This window comes from Stenotrophomonas maltophilia group sp. RY12688 (assembly GCF_052149045.1).
Taxonomy (GTDB): Bacteria; Pseudomonadota; Gammaproteobacteria; order Xanthomonadales; family Xanthomonadaceae; genus Stenotrophomonas; species Stenotrophomonas sepilia.
Genome location: NZ_CP197389.1, coordinates 972,945 through 995,076, shown reverse-complemented (window position 1 = coordinate 995,076; position 22,132 = coordinate 972,945). Strand labels below are relative to the sequence as shown.

The following is a 22,132-nucleotide window of genomic DNA, read 5'->3' as shown; positions in this document are numbered from 1 at the left end:
CACCCCTGTTGCCGCATCCTTGCCGGGATCGCGGCTTTTCTTATCCCGCGGGAGCTGCGATGGCTGAAGCTGTACGCCACGACAAGACTGCGCGCCAACTGCGGATGCTGTCCGATGCACTGGACAGCGGCCGGCTGGGCCCGGTACGTCGCCTGGTCAACACCCTGGCCCCGGCCGAGATCGGCAACCTGCTTGAATCACTGCCGCCGGGCAAGCGCGAGGTGGTGTGGGGCCTGGTCGATCCTGAGGACGACGGCGAGGTGCTGGTCCACGTCGGCGAGGACGTGCGCGAAAGCCTGCTCGCGGACATGGACCCGGACGAGATCATCGCCGCGGTCGAAGACCTGGACATCGACGATCTGGCCGACCTGGTCGAAGACCTGCCGGATACGGTCATCGATGAAGTCCTCAAGTCGATGGACCGCGAGAACCGCGAGCGGCTGGAACAGGTGCTGTCCTATCCCGAGGACAGCGCCGGCCGCCTGATGAACCCGGACGTGGTGACCGTGCGCGCCGACGTCAACGTCGACGTGGTGCTGCGCTACCTGCGCCTGCGCGGCGAATTGCCTGACCACACCGACCACCTGTTCGTGGTCAGCCGGCGGCACCAGTATCTCGGCCGGGTGTCGCTGGCGGCACTGGTGACCCACGAGGACACCACCCCGATCAACCGCCTGATCGACGACGAGCAGCCGGCCATCGACGTCGGCGAGAGCGACCAAGAAGTGGCACGGCAGTTCTCCGACCATGACTGGATCTCCGCACCGGTAGTGGACGAGAACAACATCCTCGTTGGCCGCATCACCATCGATGACGTGGTCGACATCATCCGTGGCCAGGCCGAGCACCAGGCGCTGGGCGCAGCCGGCCTGGACGAGGACGAGGACCTGTTCAGCCCGGTCTGGCGCGCCATGCGCCGCCGCCTGATGTGGCTGTCGATCAATCTGTGCACGGCGTTCCTGGCCTCCAGCGTGGTCGGCCATTTCGAAGGCACCATCGACAAGCTGGTGGCGCTGGCGGTGCTGATGCCGATCGTCGCCGGCCTCGGCGGTAACGCCGGTACCCAGGTGCTGGCGCTGATGGTGCGCGGCCTGGCGTTGGGCCAGGTGGGCGCCTCCAACGCGCGCACGCTGCTGTGGAAGGAAGTGCGGGTGGCCGCGCTCAACGGCCTGCTGCTCGGCTCGATCCTGGGACTGATCGTGCTGGTCTGGTTCCACTCGCCCGGGCTGTCGGCGGTGATCGCCATCGCGCTGACCTGCAACCTGCTGTTTGCGGCGCTGGCCGGCGTACTGGTGCCGCTGACCCTGAAACGCTTCGGCTTCGACCCGGCGCTGGCCAGTGGCATCTTCCTGACTGCCGTGACCGACTCGATGGGCTTCTTCACCTTCCTCGGCCTGGCCACGCTGGTGCTGCTGCACTGATCCCTGCCGGGCCGGATCCCCGCAACGCGGAGCTCCGACCCACACCAAGACCTAGGGTCGGATCCCCGCAGCGCGGGGCTCTGACCCGATTCCAACTGGACCCTCATGGCCACCACGATCGAAAACTATTTCCAGCCCGGCTGGCGCGACCAGCAGCACACCTGCCCAGCCTGCGAATGGAAGGGCAGCTCGCGTGCCATGGAGATGGAGCTGGACGAGGACGCCACCGAGTACGACTGCCCGGTCTGCGAAAACCCGTTGCTGGTGGTGCTGCACCCGGACATGGCGCAGGTGCAGGCTGCGGCGGCGGCAGGCAATGCCGAAGCGCAGGAACAACTGGACATCATTGCCAGCTTCCCGCGCCCGCAGTGATGCGGCGCAAGATGCCGCGTTGACCTGCGGCGGACTAGGATGCGGCTGAACCCACCGCTCCTGGAACGTCGATGGTCCGTACGATGATGCGCTGGCTGCCAATGCTGGCGATCCTGATGATGGCCGGCTGCGCCTCGCACCCGGACAGCGCACGTGGCCGCTTCGAATCGCGTGCGGTGAAAGTGGATGGCCGCACCGCCTATTACCAGGTGTTCATTCCGGCCACCGCGGCGCGCACGCCTGGCGCGCTGCCGGTGGTGCTGTTCCTGCACGGATCGGGCGAGCGTGGCGGCGACGGCGTCAAGCAGACCCATGCGGGGCTGGGGCCGCACCTGCGCAGGCACGCGGCCGACTTCCCCGCGTTGGCCGTATTCCCGCAGGTGCCGGGCCGCCAGGAATGGAGCGGGCGCAACAACCGCGTTGCGCTGGCCGCCCTGGACGCCACCATCGCCGAGTTCGGTGCCGATCCCTCGCGGCAGTACCTGACCGGGATGTCGATGGGCGGCTATGGCAGCTGGAACATCGCGCTGGATGACCCCGGGCGCTTCGCCGCGATCGTGCCGGTATGCGGCGCGGTGCTGGCGCCGCGCGCGGTGCGTCCGACGCTGTTCGTCGAACAGGTGGCCCAGGAATCCGATCCGTATGCCGCGATCGCCAAGCGGCTTCGGCACACACCGATCTGGATCTTCCATGGTGCGCTGGATGACGTGGTGCCGCCGGACGACGACCGCAGGCTGCACGCCGCCTTCCAAAGCGCCGCTGCACGCGACGTGCGCTACACCGAGTACCCGGAGGGCAACCACAATGCCTGGGACGCCACGTACGCGGACCCGGCAATGTGGGCATGGCTGTTCGCGCAGAAGCGCTGAACCGCGGCTTCTGCTGGGAAACATCTGTTGGTGGATACCTACCGTTGGTCGGCTTGGGTATTGGTGGGTGCCGACCGTTGGTCGGCACTATCTCTCCGCTTCGGGGTAATCCATTGCTTGGTACCTCCCATCAATCTCCCATCGGCACCAGGCATACGGATACTCTCCCACGCAGCTCGCCAAGTTCGCCCTGACCGGGTTGGCGACGATTACATCGCATGGCGAAACAGTGATTCTTCAGAACGAATGGCGTGATCGTGATAGCTCGATTGCCAAAATGGTCCTGTCTTGCCCAGCATGCGGTTGATCCGCAATGCACTGCTCGATTTGAAGCGTTGCATGATGTAGTCCAGCGAGAACGCACGGATCTCCACAAGCCAATGGATGTGGTCCGGCATGACCACATAGGCAAGTGAGTGCGTCAGGCCATCATCATCAATGCGACGGAACACATCCATCACCTCCTGTGCCGCAGTGGCATCATCGAAGTAGCGTCGACGTTCCTGGGTGACGGTGGTCAGGATGTAGGATTGCCCGATCCGGGAATGGCGGCCAAGGCGTAGGCGAGCGCGGTTCATGGGCCCAAGCGTGCGCCTGCCGGTATCTCTCTTCTATCGGGCAACACGTCAATACAGGTAGGCCCGAAACCATTCAATGGCCAGGCCCGCACTTCAACGCACTGATGGTTCAGTGCCGACCAACGGTCGGCACCCACCGGATCGGCTGAGAACAGATCAGCCGTGCCGACCAACGGTCGGCACCCACCGGGTCGGATAAGGACAGATCAGCCGTGCCGACCAACGGTCGGTACCCACCGGGCCGGATGAGGACAGATCAGCCGTGCCGACCAACGGTCGGCACCCACCAAAGTGCTCAGCCCAGCAAGGTTTCCAGCACGGCCATGCGCACCGCGACGCCGTTGGCGACCTGGCGCAGCACCCACGATTGCGGGCCATCGGCCACGTCATCGGTCACTTCCACGCCACGGTTGATCGGGCCCGGGTGCAACACGGCCGCATCCTTGCCGGCACGCGCCAGGCGCTCGCGGGTCAGGCCGTACTGCGCGTGGTACTGCTCCAGCGACGGCACCAGGCCTTCTTCCATGCGCTCGCGCTGCAGGCGCAGCATCATCAGCGCGTCGACGCCTTCCAGCATCGCGTCGAAATCATCGCCGACCACGCAGCCCTTCAGGGTCTCATCATCCGGCAGCAGCGACTGCGGGCCGCATACGCGGATCTCGCCCACGCCCAGCGTGCGCAGCGCGTGCAGGTCGGTGCGGGCCACCCGCGAGTGCTTCACATCGCCGACGATCACCACTTTCAGCTTCGAGAAATCCGGGCCCTTGGCCTGGCGCAGGGTCAGCATGTCGAGCAGGCCCTGGGTGGGGTGCGAACTGCGGCCGTCGCCGGCATTGATCAGCGCGGTGCCCTCGCCCGCAGCGTCGGCAAGCGCGGCCACGGCGCCGTCATCGGGGTGGCGCACCACGAAGCCGCGCACGCCCATCGCTTCCAGGTTGCGCAGCGTGTCGCAGGCGGTTTCGCCCTTGCGCGTGGACGAGGTCGAGGCATCGAAGTTCAGCACATCGGCCCCGAGGCGCTGCGCGGCCAGCTGGAACGAGCTGCGGGTGCGCGTGGACGGCTCGAAGAACAGCGTGCACACCGCCGAACCAGCCAGCACGTGGCGCTTGTTGCCGACACGGCCGACTGCGGCGTCGCGGATCTGCCCAGCCCGATCGAGCAACTGCAGCAGGGTTTCGCGCGGCAGGCCCTCCAGGGTCAGCAGGTGGCGCAGGCGTCCGGAGACATCGATTTGCTGGGCAGTCATGGCGGGAGTCGTGCAGTCAGGGAATGGGGGTGGCGTCGTCGGGGGACGACAGCCAGCGGTCGATGATCACCGCCGCGGCCACGGCGTCGAGGGCGGCCGCATCACGGCGACGCTTGCGCCCTTCGGCGCGCTCGACGGCGAAACGGCGCGCAGCCTCGACCGAGCTGGAACGCTCGTCGATCATCACCACCGGCAGCTTGAAGCGCTCCCGCAGCTGGCGGGCAAAGCCCTGCGCACGCTTGCGGTTGGGCTGGTCCTGGCCGTCCAGGGTCAGCGGGTCGCCGACCACCAGGCCGTCGGGCTTCCATTCCTTGAGCAGGCGTTCGATCGCGGTCCAGTCCGGGCCGTTGCCGTGCACATCGACCACCGCCACCGCGCGCGCATGCGCGGCAAAGGCACTGCCGATGGCCACGCCGATCCGCCGCGAGCCGACATCAAAACCCAGGACCGTGCCGTCACGACGGATGGCCGGGGCAGCAGAATCCGGTGCGGGCGTGATGGGCTCAGACATGGCCGCTGTAGTCAGTCAGCCGGAACAGGTCGACACCGATACGCGAAGCCGCACCCTGCCAGCGCTGCTCCAGCGGCAGCTGGAACACCAGCTCGGCATCGGCCGGCACGGTCAGCCAGCTGTTCTCGGACAGCTCGCTTTCCAGCTGCCCTGCGCCCCAACCGGCACAGCCGAGGGTGACCACCGCATTGGCCGGGCCTTCGCCGCGCGCCATCGCTTCGAGGATGTCGCGCGAGGTGGTCAGGTACAGGCCGTGGCCCACGGTCAGGCTGGAATCCCACGCGCGCGCGTCGTCATGGATGACGAAGCCGCGCTCGGGATGCACCGGGCCGCCATTGAGCACCATGCGCGCCTGCAGGTCGCCATCACCGGTGGTGATGTCCATCTGCGCGAGCACTTCACCCAGCGTGTATTCGGAAGGCTGGTTGACCAGCACGCCCATCGCCCCGTTCTCGTCGTGCTGGCAGATCAGCGCGACGCTGCGGGCAAAGGTCGCGTCGAGCAGCGACGGCAGCGCGACGAGCAGGTGATCGGCAAGGGAGGTCGGCATTACAGGCATGGGCCCATTCTACCTGCTGGGGGCGGGATGGTCGCGCGATGGCGCCGAACCACGATGGGCTAGGATGGTGCTTTGCCACGGAAGGTCATTGATGCCGTCTTCTTCGCCCCTGACCCTGCCGGCACGCAGCGCCATCGTCCTGCTTGCCCTGCTGCAGGGCCTGATGCTGTATGCCGCGCAGGAGCTGTCCGATGCCTGGCCATTCCGCGATATCGGCTGGCGCTACTGCTGGTACGCCTGGGTGCTGGCCATTCCCAGCGCGGTGGCGCTGAGCCTGGTCGAGCTGGGCCAGCGCCGACTGTGGCTGCAGGCCGTGCTCGGCTCGGCGGTGGTGCTGGCGCTGGCCGCCTGGATCGGCTGGAACCTCAATGGCGAGACCGCACTGGAGTCGGGCGCGCTGCAGTTTCCGTTGACCCTGGGCATGGGCGTGGCGGTGTTCGTGGCACTGCCCTGGTGGCAGTTCCAGCTGCAGCATGGGCACTGGCGCGCCAGCTACCCCGAGTTGTTCGAGCGCGCCTGGCAGAACGGTTTGACCCTCGCTTTGGCGGCGCTGTTCACCGGGCTGACCTGGCTGCTGCTGTGGCTGTGGGCAGCGCTGTTCCAACTGCTGGACGTGAATGTCTTCCGCGACCTGTTCCGGCAGGACGCTTTCATCGCACTGGCCACCGGCAGCCTGGCCGGGTTCGGCGTGCTGATCGGGCGCACCCAGCACCGTGCGATCCAGATCACCCGCCAGGTGCTGTTCGCGATCTGCCGCGGGCTGCTGCCGCTGCTGTCGTTCATCGCCGTATTGTTCGTGCTGAGCCTGCCGCTTACCGGGCTGGAACCGCTGTGGAAGACCCGTTCGGCCGCCAGCCTGCTGGTGGTGGTGTCGCTGCTGCTGGTGACGTTCACCAATGCGGTCTACCAGCAGGGGGAAGACAGTGTCTCCTACCCTCTGGTGCTGCGCAGGCTGGTCGAAGCCAGCCTGCTGACACTGCCGGTTTACGCCGCGCTGGCACTGTATGCATTGGGCCTGCGCGTGGCGCAGTACGGCTGGACCCTGGATCGCTTCTGGGCGGTGCTCGTCGCATTGGCCACGGCCGGCTATGCCGTGGGCTACGCGCTGGCGGTGCTGCGCCGGCAGCGCCGCTGGCTGCAGATGCTGGAGCCGGTCAACCGCTGGATGTGCTGGGCGGTGCTGGCACTGGCACTGCTGGGCAACTCGCCGCTGCTGGATCCGGTGCGGCTGACCCTGTCCAGCCAGCTGGCGCGCCTGCGTGCGGATCCGCCGGCGATCACCAGCAGCGACGTCAACGTGCTGCGCTTCGATCTGGGGCGCCGTGGCGTGCGGGCGCTGCGCGAACTGCAGCGCGATCCGGCCATCACCGCCGATGCCAACGCGCCACAGGTGATCGCTGCTGCACTGGCACGCACCTCACGCTGGGACGACGGCCACCGCCTCGACAAGGGGCCGCAGGACGTCGCCGCCCTGCAGCGCGCGCTGAAGCTGGCCAAGGGATCCAGTTCTCCACCGGACGACTGGTGGAAAGCTCTGGCCACCCGATCGATCAATGGCGAATCCTGCGCCCAGAGCGAGCGCGACTGCCTGATCGTGCATCGCGACCTGGACGGCGATGGTACCGGCGAGGTGCTGCTGTGCGAGCTGAACACCCACCGTGGACCGGACTGCGTGCTGTACGCACGTGGCAAGGATTCCCAGTGGCGCCGGGCCGGTGCGCTGTTCGGCACCGTCAGCGGCCAGGCCGAGACGATCAACCAGGCCCTGCGTGACGGCAGACTCACGCTCATTCCACCGCGCTGGCCGATGCTGTCCATCGGCGGGCACCCTGCGGTGGCCATCGATCCCGAATCCGAATCCGATTCCAACGAGCCTTCCCCATGAGCGGCTACTGCCTCATCGCCCCGGGCCATCCGGTGCACGACTATTACCACGCCAACGAGTACGGCTTCCCGCAGCGTGACGAGCGCGAGCTGTTCGAGCGGCTGGTGCTGGAAATCAACCAGGCCGGCCTGAGCTGGGAAACGATCCTGAAGAAGCGCGAGGGCTTCCGCGCGGCCTACGACGGCTTCGATGTCGACCGCGTGGCGGCGTATGCCGAGCAGGACATCGAGCGCCTGCTGTCGGACGCAGGCATCATCCGCAACCGGCTGAAGGTACGGGCGGCGATCCACAACGCGCAGGTGATCCAGCAGTTGCGGGCCAGCCATGGCAGCTTCGCGGCGTGGCTGGATGCGCACCACCCGCGCAGCAAGGCCGACTGGGTGAAGCTGTTCAAGAAGACGTTCCGCTTCACCGGCGGCGAGATCACCGGCGAATTCCTGATGAGCCTGGGCTACCTGCCCGGTGCGCACGCCGAGGATTGCCCGGTGCATGCGCGGCTGCTGATGCTGTCGCCGCCGTGGTTGAAGGCTGCCGCCCGCTGATGGATATCCGCCGGGCATGGCCCGGCGCTGCCATGCCTGGGTTCCGGTAGTGCCGGCCGCTGGCCGGCAACACCGTTGAACGTCACACGCCCATGTAGCGGCCGGGGCGGTGGTTGAACATCAGCACCAGGCTGAGCACCACCGCGCCGATGGCCGAATACAGCACCTTCGACGGCGACAACACGAAGAACGCGGCCACCATCAGGCACGCGTCGTAGGACATCTGCACCTTGCCCGCGCTCCAGCCACGGGTGCGCTGCAGGTACACCGCCAGGATGCCGATGCCGCCAAGGCTTGCGCGGTGGCGGATGAAGAACAGGATGCCCAGGCCGGACAACGCACCGCCGACAATCGCCGAGTACAGCGGGTTGATGTGCGAGAAGTCGATCCAGCGCGGCAGCAGGTCGGTCAGCACGCCACAGGCGGTGACCGCGGCGAAGGTCTTCAGGGTGAATTCCCAGCCCATGCGCCGCAGCGCCACCCAGTAGAACGGCAGGTTGACCAGCACGAACACCAGGCCGAAGTTCCAGCCCATCGCGTAGTGCAGCAGGAAGGCCATGCCCGCCATGCCGCCGATCATCAGCCCGCCCTTGGCGAAGATGGCCAGGCCCAGCGAGGCCACCATCGTGGCCAGCACCATGCCCTGCACGTCCTCGGCGATCGAGTGACGCAGCGCTTTGTCGTCGGCGGTGGTGCCGGCGCTGTCGGGCGGCGGGGTCAGCGGACCGGCGGTGACCAGGTGGCCGTCAGCGTCGTCGCACGGCGCGGGGCCATGGGAGGGAAGGGACATGCGGGTGGGGAACAGCAGGTGGGGAGCGGTATTAGACACGATCTGCATGACAGTTGCAGATGAAATCGTTCAGCTGAATGCGCCCCAGCCCGCTCCGCCGGCCGCCGGTCACCCCTTGCCGGCCAGATGGTGCGCCACCAGCGCGTTGGCGTGGCCATGGCCCAGGCCGTGCTCGCTCTTCAGGAAGCTGACCAGTTCCATGTGTTTCAGGCCCTTCTTCCCCGCCAGCAGCCCGAACCAGTGCGCCACCGGCTGCCCGTAGGTCTTCTCGATGGAGGGGAAGTACGAGGCCGGGCCTTTCGGCTTGGTGCCAGTGCTCATGTGCAGCCCCCGTTGTTGAAGTCATTCATTTGACGAACCACAGACGCAGAAATCGACACACCCTCACGTAGTGGGGCCGGATCCCGTGCCGACCAACGGTCGGCACCCACCGACAGCAGCGGGAAACTGTCGAAGGCGGGGTGGGTCCGGTTGCGGGGGCGTGAGCGCCATGGATGGCGCGACCGAGGCTACATGGACGTACTTGCGCCGTCCCCCGCGACCTGAGCCACCTCGCCTTCCACAGGAAGCCAGCTTTTGACGTTGACGTTGTTTCGGCAGGTGCCGGGCGCAGCCCGGCCGTATCATCCCCGCATGCCCCGCGAAAATCTCAACGATCTGCAGGCCTTTGTCCACGTTGCCCGCGAGGGCAGCTTCACCAAGGCTGCCGCCCAACTGGGCGTGTCCCAGTCCGCGCTCAGCCATGCCATGCGCGGACTGGAGCAGCGCCTGGGCGTGCGCCTGCTGACCCGCACCACCCGCAGCGTCTCGACCACCGAAGCCGGTGCCCGCCTGCTCGATACCCTGGCCCCGCGCCTGGCCGAGATCGAGGACGGGCTGGCCGCGCTGGCCGAGTACCGTGAACGCCCGGCCGGCACCATCCGCATCAATGCCACCGGCCACGCCGCCGAGTACATCGCCTGGCCCAGGCTGGCGCCGTTGCTGCGGCAGTATCCGGATTTGAAGGTGGAACTGGCGGCCGACTACGGGTTGGCCGACATCGTGGCCGAGCGCTACGACATCGGCATCCGCCTGGGCGAGCGGCTGGCGCGCGACATGATCGCCGTACCGATCAGCCCGCCGCTGCGCATGCGCGTGGTCGGGGCGCCCAGCTACTTCCGCCAGCACGTGGTGCCGCGGCATCCGGACGACCTGGCCGGGCACAACTGCGTGACCCTGCGGCTGCCTACGCATGGTGGGCTGATGCCGTGGGATTTCGGCCAGGACGGCAATGAACTGAGCGTGCGCGTGAGCGGCCAGTGGACGTTCAACACCATGGGCATGACCCGCACCGCTGCGCTGGCCGGCAGCGGATTGGCCTGGCTGCCGCAAGACCAGGTGCAGCCGATGCTGGACGATGGACGGCTGCAATCAGTGCTGGACGACTGGTGCCCGCACTTCGATGGTTACTACGCGTATTACCCTTCGCGCCGCCACGTGACCGTGGCGATGCGGACGGTGCTTGATGCGCTGCGCGGGCCGATGGGGTGTTGAGGAGTGCGGACCAACGGTCCGCACCCACCTGGTGATCAACCCTTGGCCTGTGCCGCACGCTGCGGGTTGTAGCGCTCGCCAACGATCGACACTTCGTCCAGCGCCTGCGCGATGCGTTGCAGTTCTTCCGGCGCCAGCTGCAGGTCGGCCGCGCCCAGGTTTTCTTCCAGGCGATGAACCTTGGTGGTGCCCGGAATCGGCACGATCCACGGTGCCTGCGCGAGCAGCCAGGCCAGTGCGACCTGCGCAGGCGTCGCACCGCGCGCTGCCGCAATCGTGCTGATGCGATCCACCAACGCCTGGTTGGCGCGGCGCGCCTCCACTTCGAAACGCGGCACGGTATTGCGGAAGTCGTTGGCGTCGAAGGTGGTATCGGCGTTGATCGCACCGGTCAGGAAGCCGCGGCCCAGCGGGCTGAACGGCACGAAGCCGATGCCCAGCTCCTGCAGCGTCGGCAGCAGCTCACGCTCCGGCTCGCGCCACCACAGCGAATACTCACTCTGCACGGCGGCGACCGGCTGCACGGCATGCGCGCGACGCACGGTGGCAGCACTGGCCTCGGACAGGCCGAAGTGGCCGACCTTGCCCTCGGCGATCAGGTCGCGCACGGTGCCGGCCACATCCTCGATCGGCACGTTCGGGTCGACGCGGTGCTGGTAGAACAGATCGATATGGTCGGTACGCAGGCGCTTGAGGCTGGCTTCGGCCACGGCACGGATGTTCTCCGGGCGGCTGTCCAGGCCAGCATCGGTGCGCGCGTCCTTGAAACCAAACTTGGTGGCGATCACCAGCCTGTCGCGGTGGGGCGCCAAGGCCTGGCCGAGCAGGTCTTCGTTGGTGTACGGGCCGTACACCTCGGCGGTGTCGAAGAAGGTCACGCCGCGCTCGACGGCGGCGTGCAGCAGGGCGATGCCCTGGCTCGGTTCAACCGGCTGGCCGTAGGCATGGGTCAGGCCCATGCAACCCAGGCCCAGGGCGGAAACCTTCAGGCCGCTGCGGCCGAGTTCACGTGTCTGCATCGTCGTACTCCAGAGGGGGAGTGCTGACGATACGCCTGCGGTGGCGATGGATTGAGCCGGCTGGACCGCAGTCGGTCATGACTGGAATTCATCAATCCGGTCATGACCGATGCCGGCCGGGTCAGCGGATTTCGGAGATTTCCACTCCATCCAGCCCCTGCGACAGGGTGCGCGCGTCGCCGCCCTGGCTGAGCTTGATGCGCAGGCGCACCTCGTTCTGCGAATCGGCGTAACGCAGCGCGTCCTCGTAGCTGATCTCGCCGGCCTGGTACAGCTCGAACAGGCTCTGGTCGAAGGTCTTCATGCCCAGCTGGACCGAGTCCTTCATCACTTCCTTCAACTTGTGGATCTCGCCGTCGCGGATGTAGTCCTGTACCAGTGGCGTGCCCAGCAGGATCTCCATCGCCACCTTGCGCGAGCGGCCATCGGGCGACGGCACCAGCTGCTGCGCGACCACGCCCTTGAGGTTCAGCGACAGGTCCATCAACAGCTGGTTGCGGCGGTCTTCCGGGAAGAAGTTGACGATGCGGTCCATCGCCTGGTTGGCATTGTTGGCATGCAGCGTGGCCAGCACCAGGTGGCCGGTTTCGGCGAACGCGATGGCGTGGTCCATGCCTTCGCGGGTACGCACCTCGCCGATCATGATCACGTCCGGCGCCTGGCGCAGGGTGTTCTTCAGCGCGGCTTCCCAGCTGTCGGTATCGATGCCGACTTCGCGCTGGGTGATGATGCAGCCCTCGTGCTTGTGCACGAATTCGATCGGGTCTTCGATGGTGATGATGTGGCCGGTCGAGTTCTGGTTGCGGTAACCGATCATCGCCGCCAGCGAAGTCGATTTACCGGTACCGGTAGCACCGACGAACAGGATGATGCCGCGCTTGGTCATCGCCAGCGTCTTGATGATCGGCGGCAGGCTCAGCTCTTCCACGGTCGGAATGCGCGTCTCGATGCGACGCAGCACCATGCCGACCTGGTTGCGCTGGTAGAAGCAGCTCACGCGGAAACGGCCGACACCGGACAGGCCGATGGCGAAGTTGCATTCGTGGGTCTTCTCGAATTCCTCGCGCTGTGCCGGGGTCATCACGTTGAGGACCAGGTCGCGGCTCTGCTGCGGCGTCAGTGGCGTCTGCGTGATCGGCGAGATCTTGCCGTTGACCTTCATCGCCGGTGGCATGCCGGCGGTGATGAACAGGTCCGAGGCGCGCTGGTGCGCCATCAGCTTGAGGAACGAAGTGAAATCGATGGTGGTCGCGGTGGTGTTCACGGCGGGCTCCCGGAAAGCGGTTTACCAGGTAACGGTCGGTGGAGGAAACAACACGGAGCGGCCGCGCCATTGCGCGCGCCGCCCGTCGCTGTCCCGCCTTACTCGAACAGGCGCTTGTCCTTGGCGTACTCGCGGGCCTGGTTGCGGGTGATCAGGCTGCGCTTGACCAGGTCCTGCAGATGCTGGTCCAGGGTCATCATGCCGTACTGCTGGCCAGTCTGGATGGCCGAGTACATCTGCGCCACCTTGTCCTCGCGGATCAGGTTGCGGATGGCCGGGGTGCCGACCATGATTTCCCACGCTGCGGTACGGCCGCCACCGACCTTCTTCAGCAGTGCCTGCGAGATCACCGCACGCAGCGACTCGGACAACATCGAACGCACCATCGGCTTTTCGCCGGCCGGGAACACGTCGATGATACGGTCGATGGTCTTGGCCGCCGAGCTGGTGTGCAGGGTGCCGAACACCAGGTGGCCGGTTTCCGCGGCGGTCAGTGCCAGGCGGATGGTTTCCAGGTCGCGGAGTTCGCCGACCAGGATGATGTCCGGATCCTCACGCAGTGCCGAGCGCAGTGCTTCGTTGAAGCCATGCGTGTCACGGTGCACTTCGCGCTGGTTGATCAGGCACTTCTGCGAGGTGTGCACGAATTCGATCGGATCCTCGACGGTGAGGATGTGGCCGTATTCGTTCTTGTTGATGTAGTCGATCATCGCCGCCAGCGTGGTCGACTTGCCCGAGCCGGTCGGGCCGGTCACCAGGATCAGGCCCTGCGGTTGCTGGATCACCTCGCGGAACAGCGGCGGGCAGGCCAGGTCCTCGAGGGTGAGCACCTCGGACGGAATGGTACGGAACACCGCACCGGCGCCACGGTTCTGGTTGAACGCGTTCACACGGAAGCGCGCCAGCGACGGAATCTCGAAGGAGAAGTCCACTTCGAGGAATTCCTCGTAATCGCGGCGCTGCTTGTCGGACATGATGTCGTACACCAGCGCATGGACCTGCTTGTGGTCCAGGGCTGGGATGTTGATCCGGCGAACGTCGCCGTCCACGCGGATCATCGGCGGCAGGCCTGCAGACAGGTGCAGGTCGGACGCTTTGTTCTTTACGGAAAACGCCAGCAGTTCGGCGATATCCATGAGCGGCTACTCCCCAATAACGGCTTCGACTGGAAGGATCTTTCCCCGGGCGGCAGTATAGCCTCCTGATTCAACGGAACGCGTTACGTGGCCACTCCCCTGCCCCAGATCCTGAGCAACCTGCATGCCGCCGCCGAGGCGGCCGGCCGGCCCGATCCGCGCCTGCTGGCCGTTTCCAAGACCCAATCGGCCGAGGCCGTGGCTGCGCTGGCCGCACAGGGCCAGCAGGCCTTCGGCGAGAACTATGTGCAGGAAGCGCTGGCCAAGATGCAGGCGCTGCAGCACCTGGGGCTGGAGTGGCACCTGATCGGCCACCTGCAGTCGAACAAGGCCGAGGCGGTGGCCACCCACTTCGACTGGGTGCAGAGCGTGGACCGGCCCAAGCTGGTAACGGCGCTGGCGCGCCACCGCCCGGCCGCACGCGGCCCGCTGAATGTGCTGATCCAGGTCAACATCGACGATGAATCCAGCAAGCACGGCTGTGCACCGGAGGATGTCGAGGGGCTGGCCGCGGCGATTGCCGCCGAGCCCTCGCTGTGCCTGCGTGGCCTGATGGCGATTCCCGCGCCATGGCCCGAGGCCGAGCGTCGCCGCGATGCATTCGTGCGCATGCGCACACTTTTCCAGTCGCTGGCCGCCCAGCGCGCGCAGGTCGACACGCTGTCGATGGGCATGAGCAGCGACTACGCCGAAGCCATCGCCGAGGGCGCCACCCTGGTGCGCATCGGCACCGCCCTGTTCGGCGCGCGCGCGCGACCGGCCTGATTTTCCAAGGAGACATCCATGGCAGCTGATTCCATCACCTTCATCGGCGGCGGCAACATGGCGCGCAGCCTGATCGCCGGCCTGATCCGCCAGGGCGTGCCCGCCGCGCACATCCATGTGGCCGAACCGGTTGCAGCGCTGCGCGAGTCGCTGGCTGCCGACTTCGGCGTGCAGGTCCACGACAACGCCACCGATGCCGCCGCACAGGGCGGCACCTGGCTGCTGGCGGTGAAGCCGCAGGTGCTGCGTGAGGTCTGTCAGTCGCTGCTGGCACTGGCCCAGGCAAACCGGCCGCTGGTGGTGTCGATCGCCGCCGGCATCACCAGCGCGCAGCTGGAACGCTGGCTGGGTGGCAACCTGCCGGTGGTGCGTGCGATGCCCAATACCCCCGCTCTGCTCGGCGCCGGCGTGACCGGCCTGTATGCCACTGCATCGGTGGATGCGCAGCAGCACGCGCAGGCCGAACAGGTGCTGGCCAGTGCCGGGCGCACGGTGTGGATCGATAGTGAGGCGCTGATGGATTCGGTGACTGCCGTGTCCGGCAGTGGACCGGCCTATGTGTTCCTGCTGGCCGAAGCGATGGAAGCGGCGGGTATCGCCCAGGGCCTGCCGGCCGACGCCGCGCGCACGCTGGTGGTGCAGACCCTGCTGGGCGCCTCGCGCATGCTGGATGAGGCCGGTGAGAGCCCCGCAGAGCTGCGCCGACGCGTGACGTCACCCAACGGCACTACCCAGGCCGCGATCGAGAGCTTCCAGGCTGGCGGCTTCGAGGCACTGGTGGACACCGCACTGCGCGCCGCGCAGGTGCGTGGACAGGAATTGTCTGCGGCGAATGATTGATCCCCTGGGGTCAGATCCCTTTGCCGAGGCAAAGGGATCTGACCCCATCTACCCCGATGATCACTGCCCCAACGTGGCCATGACGAAATCCACGAAGCACTGCAAACGCGGGCGCGGGCGTCGATCGGGCAGGTAGATCAGGTGCATCGGCCGCGGTTCCGGCAGGTAGTCGCGCAGCAGCGGCTTCAACCGTCCCGCTGCGATCTCCGCCGCCAGCAGTGCGGTGGGCTGCAGTACCAGCCCGGCCCCGGCCACGGCGGCTTCGCGCAACGCGAAGCCATCGTTGCTGCTCAGCCGTGCCTCCCAGTCGACCTGTTCGCCGTTGGCCAACTGCCAGCCATGCCCGCCGCGCCAGGCCAGGTGGCTCAGGCAGTCGTGCCCCTGCAGGTCATCCGGTGTTCGCGGCGTGCCGCGCCTGCGCAGGTAAGACGGCGCCGCGCACAGGCTCATCGCATACGGCGGCAGCGGCCGCGCCACCACCTCCTGCGATGGCAACGGCCCGACCCGGATCGCCGCGTCGAAGCCATCTTCGATCAGGTCCACGCGGCGGTTGCTCAGGTCCAGCTCGATATTCAACTGTGGCTGCGCACGCAGCAGGCCAGCCAGCTGCGGCGCCAGCACGCAGCTGCCCCAGGTGGTGGGCGCGCTGACCCGCAACAGGCCACGCGGCTGTACCTGCAGGCCGGCCACATCGGCCTCGGCCTGCTGCACCTGCTCCAGCACCTGCCGGCACCCGGCCAGGTAGGCGCTGCCGGCTTCGGTCAAGCGCTGGCGGCGGGTGTTCCGTTGCAGCAACGCGGTGCCCAGATGTGCTTCCAACTGCTGGATGTACTTGCCCACCATCACCGCCGACACCTGCAGCTCTTCGGCGGCCCCTGCAAAGCTGCCGCGTTCGGCCACGGCGACGAAGGCCTGCATGCAGCGAAGGGTATCCATTGCTAATCCAGAGTTAGGAATCTGCAAATCATACGCCGCTTACCTAACCACGCTGTGACGGCGCAGACTGCGCTCACTCCCACACGCAAGGAACGGCCATGAAGATCCTCCTCGTCGGTGCCAGCGGCACCCTCGGCCAGGCAGTCGCCCGTCAGCTCGGCCAACAGCATCAGATTCTCGCCGCCGGCCGCCGCAGTGGCGAACTGCGTGTGGACCTGACTGACGACGCCAGCGTCGCCGAACTGTTCGCCCGCACCGGTGCAGTCGATGCGGTGATCTCCACCACCGGCTCGGTGCATTTCGGACCGCTGCAGGAGATGACGCCGGCACAGTTCAACAGCGGCCTGCAGGACAAGCTGCTGGGCCAGGTGCGGCTGGCACTGGCCGCCCAGCACCACCTCAATGCCGGTGGCTCGATCACCCTGACCAGCGGCATCATCAGCGCGCAGCCGATCCGCGACGGCGTCAACGCCACCGCAGTGAATGCCGCACTGGAAGGCTTCGTGCGCGCTGCCGCACTGGAGCTGCTGCCGCGCGGCCTGCGCATCAACGTGGTCAGCCCGAACGTACTGATCGAATCGATGGCGGCCTACGGCCCCTACTTCCCGGGCTTCGAAGCGGTAAGCGCGCAACGCGCGGCGCTGGCCTTCCAGCGCGCGGTGGAAGGCATCCAGAGCGGCGAGACGATCACGGTCTGGTAAGAAAAAGGGGACGGAGGGGATCAAGTCGTTTTCGTCCGCCGGGCATGGCCCGGCGCGACCGGGAGCGCGTCCCCTTTTTCATTCCCAGCGCATCGGGCCATCGCCGCGTTCGCCGAGAACGTCGCCAGGGTTGGCCAGGCGGCAATGCTGCAGTGACAGGCAGCCACAGCCGATGCAGCCGGTCAGTTCATCGCGCAGCAGCTGCAGCATGTGGATGCGCTCTTCCAGCTCGGTGCGCCAGCGCGCGGACAGCTTGGCCCAGTCAGCCTTGGTCGGTGCACGGCCTTCAGGCAGGCTCTCGAAGGCGCGGCCGACCGCTTCCAGTGGCATGCCCACCCGCTGCGCAACGCGGATCACCGCCAGCCGGCGCAGCACGTCGCGGCTGTAACGGCGTTGGTTGCCCGAGGTGCGCAGGCTGCTGATCAGCCCCTTGCGCTCGTAGAAATGCAGTGCGGAAACGGCCACGCCACTGCGCTGCGAGACCTCGCCAACGCTGAGTTCCTGGGATGCCATTGCTTGACCTCAACTATAGTTGAGGTGGCATGCTGCTATCTTCGCCGCCCGTTGACAAGCGCGGCCCGCCCCTAGACCGGTATGACCCCGACCCTCTCTCCCGCCGACACCCGCCTGCCGGCTGACACATCGATCCTGTCCGCGCGCTACCGCGCCACCACCCTCGGCATGGTCGCGCTGGTCGCGCTGCACGCCTTCGAAGCATTGGCCGTCGCGGCCGCGATGCCCACGGTGGCCGAAGCACTCAGCGGCCTGCGCCTGTATGCGCTGGCCTTCGGTGGCACACTGGCCACCAGCGTGATCGGCATGACCCTGGCCGGACGCTGGGCCGACCGCCAGGGCCCGGCACGGCCGCTGTGGTACGGCCTGGCCTGCTTCGTGCTGGGCCTGCTGCTGGCCGGCTTCGCCGTGCGCATGGGCATGCTGGTGGCCGGGCGCCTGCTGCAGGGCCTGGGTGCGGGCGCGATTTCGGTCTCGCTGTACGTGATGGTCGGCCGCAGCTACCCCGAGCACCTGCGGCCGAAGGTGTTCGCGGCATTCTCGGCGGGCTGGGTGGTGCCCTCGATGGTCGGCCCGGCGCTGAGCGGCCTGATCGTCCAGCATCTCGGCTGGCGCTGGGTGTTCCTGGCGGTGCCGCTGCTGGCAGTCCCTGCTGCCCTGTTGCTGCGGCCTGCGCTGGCGCGCATGCAACCCTCCGCCGACAGCAACGACGACGAGGGGCGCGGCAACGTCGTACGTTGGGCCAGTGGTGCATCGCTGGCGGCGCTGCTGCTGTACTTCGGCGGCCAGCAGCACGGTCCGACCGCCCTGCTCTGCATCAGCGTGGCGATGCTGGCGCAGCTGCTATGCGTGCATCGCCTGCTGCCGGCCGGAACGCTGATCCTGCGCAGGGGCCTGCCCAGCGTGATCGCACTGCGCGGCATCGCCGCCGCCGCATTCTTCGCCTGCGAAGCCTACCTGCCGCTGCTGCTTCAGCGCGAACGCGGGCTCCCGCCCAGCTGGGCCGGCGCGGTGCTCAGCCTCGGCGCACTCGGTTGGTTCGCTGGCTCCTGGCTGCAGGGTCACCAGCAGCGCGGCTGGTCACGCCAGCAGCTGCTGCGCGTCGGCACGGCGATGATGACGGTCGGCATCGCCGCAACGCTTGCGGTGTTGTTCAATGCAGTGCCATTGCCGGTGGCACTGGTGGGCTGGACGGTCACCGGTTTCGGCATGGGCATGATCTACGCCAGCCTCTCGGTACTCACGCTTTCGCTGTCAGCAGCGCATGAGCAGGGTGCCAACACGTCGGCCCTGCAGCTGAGCGAGGCCCTGTCGGTGACCACCGCGCTGGCGGTCTCCGGTGCGTTGTTCGCGCTGTTCGTGGAAAGCGCGCCGCACACCGGCTACCTGCTGTGCCTGGCGATCACCTTCGGCCTGGCGGTGCTGGCTGCGGTGATCGCGCGGCGGGTGTAGCGCCGCCGGGTTTCGGCAGTGCCGGTCGCTGGCCGGCACCATCACGGGATTCCCGCGTGCGCGGAGAGTGCCGGCCAGCGGCTGGCACTACCGCGTCCCCGTCCCCACGTCATCGATATCCCGGTGCAGGATGCGCCGCACTTCCAGCACCGCTTGCGGGGTCTCCTGCACGCTGTGGCCGGAAATGATGACCTTCTCCGACTGTGCACCCGGCAGATGCGCACTCCAGTACGGCACCAGTCCGTCATCGGACTTGTCCACCGGCAGCTCCGGCTTGCGCTGGGCGATGATCGAGTGGTACTTCAGTCCCGCTTCGATCGGCAGCTGCGCTGCGGCCTTGACGAACGGATCGCTGGCCTTGAGGTTGTCGATGCTGTTGGGAATCTTCGGCTTGGCCGTGCCATCGACCTGCTGCTCGGCCTGCGCCAGCGCCATGAACACGTCCTCGAACTTGCCGAGGATGGTCAGTGGCAGGCGCACCAGCCGGCCCAGCAGGCGCCCGACCTTGTTGCCGGCAATATCGGTGCCCTGGTGCGGCGCAGCGATGAAGATCGCACGCTCCACGTTCGGCTGTGCCTTGAAATGCAGCAACGGCCCCAGCTTGTTCTGCACGCGCTTCAGACGCTCGCCCTTCAGGTCATAGTTGGCCAGCAGGTCGTTCCACAGCACGTCACCGGAATCGCTCACCAGCAGCCGCGCGAGCACGCCGCCCATGCTGTGGCCGATGTAGACCATGTCCTTCGATGCACGCGTGCTGCCATTGGGATCGAAGTGCTTCAGCGTGTCGTTGAACGCATTGGCGATCTCGTAGCGGTTCAGCGCGATCGGTGCGTTGGTCGGGTAATAGACCTGCCACACCTGGAACTGCTGGCGCAGCTCGGGGTCGCCCATGATCTCGTTGGCCAGGTTCACCCAGGCTTCCGGGCTGCTGGCCAGGCCGTGCAGCATGAAGATGATGCGGCGGTTCGGGTCCCACGGCTGCATCAGGTAGATGTGTGGCTCGCCGATGCCCTCGCTCATGCCGAACAGGGTGCGCAGTGACTGCCGGGCGAAACCGCTCTGGGCAAGCCACAGGCCGTAGGCCGCGGTGAAATTGCCGGCCAGCGGCACCTGTTCGCCGTGCAGGGTGATGCGCTCGGTAGCTTCCGGCGAATAGGCATCCAGTTCAACCCGGCGCGTCCGCATCACATCGTCCAGGCTGCTGCCTTCGAAGCGCAGCAACGCGGTGACGTTGATCGAGGACATCTCGCTGAACTCGGGCACCGAATCGTCATGCCGATGACGGCGGCCACGGCGTGCGCCCTCTTCGTCATCCTGCGGTGTCTCCGCCTTCGGGCCCTCAGGCGCGATCACCGGTGCGACCAGCTTCGGCGGGTCCATCACCATCACCAGCTCGGCACCGAAGCCATCACGGCGATAAGTACTGCGCAGCCCGACGAAGCTGACCGTGCCGGCCGGCACCAGCTGCGCGGGAATGCTCTTCAGGTTCAGCTGCTGGTAGTTGGAAGCCAGCGACCAGCTGCCAACCGAGATCGGCTTCGTGTAGTCCTCGCCAGCCAACGCAGCGGCGCGCGCGCGGACGAACAGCACCACCGCCGCCTTCTCGGCCGCGTAGTTGTAGTAGTCACGCACCTGCGTCTGCCGGTCTTCGAAGGCGCGATCCGATGGTGAGCGGCCGCTGTAGAACAGGTAGGCATAGGCGTAGCGCGCGGCTTCCAGCCAAGCGTCCAGCGCTGCGTCGCTCATCGGCGGATCGCCGGCTGCGGTCTTCTTCGGCGTCAGCGCCAGCGCGGCCTTCACCCACAGTTCGGACAGCGCAGACAGCCGCTGCTCGACATTGAGATCGTCGGTCATCAGCAGCGTGCTGCGGCAGACCAGGAAGTCCTTCTCGCACTGCGATTCGTCCAGGCCTGCCGCGCTTAGCGTCTCGCGCGCAGCGGGGCTGAGCTTGCCGGTATTGAGCACGTCGGCACGCTTGTTGACCAGCGAATCGCTGGATTTGACCTGCTTGACGGTGACCATCGCGCAACCACTGCTGCCCAGCAGCAGGAAGGCGGCGAACAACACCGGCAGCGCACGCTGCCAGCGGATCAGGAGGAGTCGAGTCATTACTGCGGGTCCTGCTCGGTGCCAGGTACGCCCTGGCGGATCACGGTGGAGAAGTGGTCGCCGCTGCCCAGGTCCAATGCACGCTGGGTGATGCGGCCCTTGTCATGCAGCTCGGCATAAGGCACGCCTGGGGTGAGTGCGCCGACCTCCTGCGCATACTCGGCCAGATACCCGGACAGCAGCAGGCGGTAGTCCAGCGGCAGGCGCGGCGCGATGTGGCGGGCCAGGTCGAAGACGATGGTGGTGCAGTTGCTGGTGAGCGTGTTGTAGAAGCCCGGCCTCGCATCCAGTTCGCGCGCCTGCGCGATGTACGCGGCAAACAGTTCCTTCAGCTGCGCGTGGTCCATGCCGTGCAGGCGGTACAGATAGACATCCTCGCCACGCGCGTTGGTGCGGGTGCGGATGATGTCGGTCTCTTCCGAGGCCACCAGGGTCATCTCGAACTTGCGGAAGAACCCGCCCAGTGCCGAAAACGATTCGCCGCGCTCCTTGCGGATCTCCAGCGAGAACACCACGTGGCGACCGTCCTCGAAACCGAACGAGATGAGGGTGTGGGCGATCGCCGGGCCCATCCAGTACGACAGCACCAGATCGGCCGAGCGCAACTGGTCCAGGTCGTATTCGCGGCGCACCCAGCGCGCGTCGTAGTCGGTTTCGCTGCGCCAGGTGAAATCGCGCACGTTGTCGAACACCACGTGGCGCCCGTCGAAGGACACCACATGCAGGCGCTGGGCCACGTCATCGGCCCACACGCGGTCCTGGCGTGGGGTCAGCAGCAGCCACCACAGGCCGGCCAGCACCAGCGCAGCGCCATACGCCATGCCGAGGCGGCGGTTGCTGCGACCACGCGCGACCCGCCACGACGCCCACAGCGCAAACAGCAGCCACAGCACCGCAATGCCCTTCGCCAGCCAGCCCGGCCCCGGCATCTGATAGGCCAGCAGCCCGGCCACCCACAGCGCTGCCAGCGCCATGGCACTTCCTGTCATCCAACGTCCTGCGGCTTTCACTGGCATCCTGTCGCGGTCCCGAAGCCGCATAGTTAGCCACAAGCGGGTTCACCGTGGCATCTACGGCCTGTTCAGGCACGC

General features: G+C 67.0%; 22 protein-coding genes and 1 pseudogene. 10 read left to right on the top strand and 13 right to left on the bottom strand.

What is annotated here, in order from left to right:
* The first annotated feature begins 59 nt into the window (after positions 1-59).
* From mgtE to ACS0OT_RS04575, 3 genes are all read left to right on the top strand, one after another.
* Positions 60-1,421 (top strand): magnesium transporter, encoded by a 1,362-nt coding sequence (gene mgtE / locus ACS0OT_RS04585; RefSeq protein ID WP_049410631.1) that lies wholly within the window; start codon positions 60-62, stop codon positions 1,419-1,421.
* A gap of 105 nt (positions 1,422-1,526) precedes the next feature.
* Entirely contained in the window at positions 1,527-1,793 is a 267-nt protein-coding gene (locus ACS0OT_RS04580) for a hypothetical protein (RefSeq protein WP_019659457.1), read from the top strand.
* Between the two features lie 71 nt (positions 1,794-1,864).
* Positions 1,865-2,662 (top strand): prolyl oligopeptidase family serine peptidase, encoded by a 798-nt coding sequence (locus tag ACS0OT_RS04575; protein ID WP_065185824.1) that lies wholly within the window; start codon positions 1,865-1,867, stop codon positions 2,660-2,662.
* An 87-nt stretch (positions 2,663-2,749) separates the two neighbouring features.
* Here the strand turns inward: ACS0OT_RS04575 and ACS0OT_RS04570 are convergent.
* The 4 genes and pseudogenes from ACS0OT_RS04570 to ACS0OT_RS04555 form a co-directional block, all read right to left on the bottom strand.
* A pseudogene (locus ACS0OT_RS04570) lies at positions 2,750-3,240 on the bottom strand (REP-associated tyrosine transposase).
* A gap of 295 nt (positions 3,241-3,535) precedes the next feature.
* Positions 3,536-4,486, bottom strand: a complete 951-nt coding sequence (locus ACS0OT_RS04565; protein ID WP_065177948.1) for an aspartate carbamoyltransferase catalytic subunit — start codon at positions 4,484-4,486, stop codon at positions 3,536-3,538.
* Between the two features lie 16 nt (positions 4,487-4,502).
* Positions 4,503-4,997: a Holliday junction resolvase RuvX gene (gene ruvX, locus ACS0OT_RS04560; RefSeq protein WP_005408378.1), complete on the bottom strand. Its 495-nt coding sequence runs from the start codon at positions 4,995-4,997 to the stop codon at positions 4,503-4,505.
* The gene (locus ACS0OT_RS04555) at positions 4,990-5,556 is read right to left on the bottom strand and encodes a YqgE/AlgH family protein (protein ID WP_049410646.1); all 567 of its coding nucleotides are present in this window, start codon (positions 5,554-5,556) and stop codon (positions 4,990-4,992) included. Before ACS0OT_RS04555 ends, ruvX begins: the two co-directional genes overlap by 8 nt.
* 91 nt (positions 5,557-5,647) lie before the next feature.
* On the opposite strand from ACS0OT_RS04555, the gene ACS0OT_RS04550 reads away from it, so the two are divergent.
* Positions 5,648-7,441 carry a DUF4153 domain-containing protein gene (locus tag ACS0OT_RS04550; protein WP_065185823.1) on the top strand — a complete coding sequence of 598 codons (1,794 nt, stop codon included), beginning with the start codon at positions 5,648-5,650 and terminating at the stop codon, positions 7,439-7,441.
* A complete protein-coding gene (locus ACS0OT_RS04545) occupies positions 7,438-7,983 on the top strand; it encodes a DNA-3-methyladenine glycosylase I (protein ID WP_005415544.1) in 546 nt (181 codons plus the stop codon). The genes ACS0OT_RS04550 and ACS0OT_RS04545 overlap by 4 nt, the downstream gene beginning before the upstream one ends.
* 82 nt (positions 7,984-8,065) lie before the next feature.
* On the opposite strand, the gene ACS0OT_RS04540 is transcribed toward ACS0OT_RS04545, so the two are convergent.
* Entirely contained in the window at positions 8,066-8,773 is a 708-nt protein-coding gene (locus ACS0OT_RS04540) for a YitT family protein (protein ID WP_005415543.1), read from the bottom strand.
* A 108-nt stretch (positions 8,774-8,881) separates the two neighbouring features.
* On the bottom strand, positions 8,882-9,094 hold the full coding sequence (locus tag ACS0OT_RS04535) for a DUF4287 domain-containing protein (RefSeq protein ID WP_065185822.1): 213 nt from the start codon (positions 9,092-9,094) through the stop codon (positions 8,882-8,884).
* Positions 9,095-9,406: 312 nt separating this feature from the next.
* On the opposite strand from ACS0OT_RS04535, the gene ACS0OT_RS04530 reads away from it, so the two are divergent.
* Positions 9,407-10,306, top strand: coding sequence for a LysR family transcriptional regulator (locus tag ACS0OT_RS04530; RefSeq protein WP_065177951.1), 900 nt, complete (start codon positions 9,407-9,409; stop codon positions 10,304-10,306).
* Positions 10,307-10,341: 35 nt separating this feature from the next.
* Here ACS0OT_RS04530 and ACS0OT_RS04525 read toward each other — a convergent pair whose 3' ends face one another.
* The 3 genes from ACS0OT_RS04525 to ACS0OT_RS04515 form a co-directional block, all read right to left on the bottom strand.
* On the bottom strand, positions 10,342-11,325 hold the full coding sequence (locus ACS0OT_RS04525) for an aldo/keto reductase (RefSeq protein WP_065197106.1): 984 nt from the start codon (positions 11,323-11,325) through the stop codon (positions 10,342-10,344).
* Between the two features lie 121 nt (positions 11,326-11,446).
* Positions 11,447-12,589 carry a PilT/PilU family type 4a pilus ATPase gene (locus ACS0OT_RS04520; RefSeq protein ID WP_005415539.1) on the bottom strand — a complete coding sequence of 381 codons (1,143 nt, stop codon included), beginning with the start codon at positions 12,587-12,589 and terminating at the stop codon, positions 11,447-11,449.
* 98 nt (positions 12,590-12,687) lie between these two features.
* A complete protein-coding gene (locus tag ACS0OT_RS04515) occupies positions 12,688-13,725 on the bottom strand; it encodes a type IV pilus twitching motility protein PilT (RefSeq protein WP_004147099.1) in 1,038 nt (345 codons plus the stop codon).
* A gap of 87 nt (positions 13,726-13,812) precedes the next feature.
* Here ACS0OT_RS04515 and ACS0OT_RS04510 point away from each other — a divergent pair, with 87 nt between their 5' ends.
* Both ACS0OT_RS04510 and proC read left to right on the top strand, forming a co-directional pair.
* Entirely contained in the window at positions 13,813-14,490 is a 678-nt protein-coding gene (locus ACS0OT_RS04510; protein WP_065185820.1) for a YggS family pyridoxal phosphate-dependent enzyme, read from the top strand.
* An 18-nt stretch (positions 14,491-14,508) separates the two neighbouring features.
* Positions 14,509-15,330, top strand: a complete 822-nt coding sequence (gene proC, locus ACS0OT_RS04505; protein WP_065185819.1) for a pyrroline-5-carboxylate reductase — start codon at positions 14,509-14,511, stop codon at positions 15,328-15,330.
* Positions 15,331-15,390: 60 nt separating this feature from the next.
* Here the strand turns inward: proC and ACS0OT_RS04500 are convergent, their stop codons facing one another.
* Positions 15,391-16,266, bottom strand: coding sequence for a LysR family transcriptional regulator (locus ACS0OT_RS04500; RefSeq protein WP_065177954.1), 876 nt, complete (start codon positions 16,264-16,266; stop codon positions 15,391-15,393).
* A gap of 98 nt (positions 16,267-16,364) precedes the next feature.
* Between ACS0OT_RS04500 and ACS0OT_RS04495 the strand changes: the two genes are divergently transcribed.
* Positions 16,365-16,967 (top strand): short chain dehydrogenase, encoded by a 603-nt coding sequence (locus ACS0OT_RS04495; RefSeq protein ID WP_005415535.1) that lies wholly within the window; start codon positions 16,365-16,367, stop codon positions 16,965-16,967.
* 78 nt (positions 16,968-17,045) lie between these two features.
* Here ACS0OT_RS04495 and soxR read toward each other — a convergent pair whose 3' ends face one another.
* Complete coding sequence (gene soxR, locus ACS0OT_RS04490; RefSeq protein ID WP_005415534.1) at positions 17,046-17,480, bottom strand: redox-sensitive transcriptional activator SoxR; 435 nt, start codon at positions 17,478-17,480, stop codon at positions 17,046-17,048.
* Positions 17,481-17,561: 81 nt separating this feature from the next.
* On the opposite strand from soxR, the gene ACS0OT_RS04485 reads away from it, so the two are divergent.
* Positions 17,562-18,932, top strand: a complete 1,371-nt coding sequence (locus ACS0OT_RS04485; protein ID WP_065185817.1) for an MFS transporter — start codon at positions 17,562-17,564, stop codon at positions 18,930-18,932.
* A gap of 87 nt (positions 18,933-19,019) precedes the next feature.
* Here ACS0OT_RS04485 and ACS0OT_RS04480 read toward each other — a convergent pair whose 3' ends face one another.
* Together ACS0OT_RS04480 and ACS0OT_RS04475 are read right to left on the bottom strand one after the other, a co-directional pair.
* On the bottom strand, positions 19,020-21,041 hold the full coding sequence (locus ACS0OT_RS04480; RefSeq protein WP_005415532.1) for an esterase/lipase family protein: 2,022 nt from the start codon (positions 21,039-21,041) through the stop codon (positions 19,020-19,022).
* Positions 21,041-22,015, bottom strand: a complete 975-nt coding sequence (locus tag ACS0OT_RS04475) for an Lnb N-terminal periplasmic domain-containing protein (RefSeq protein ID WP_279946178.1) — start codon at positions 22,013-22,015, stop codon at positions 21,041-21,043. Before ACS0OT_RS04475 ends, ACS0OT_RS04480 begins: the two co-directional genes overlap by 1 nt.
* Positions 22,016-22,132: the final 117 nt, after the last annotated feature.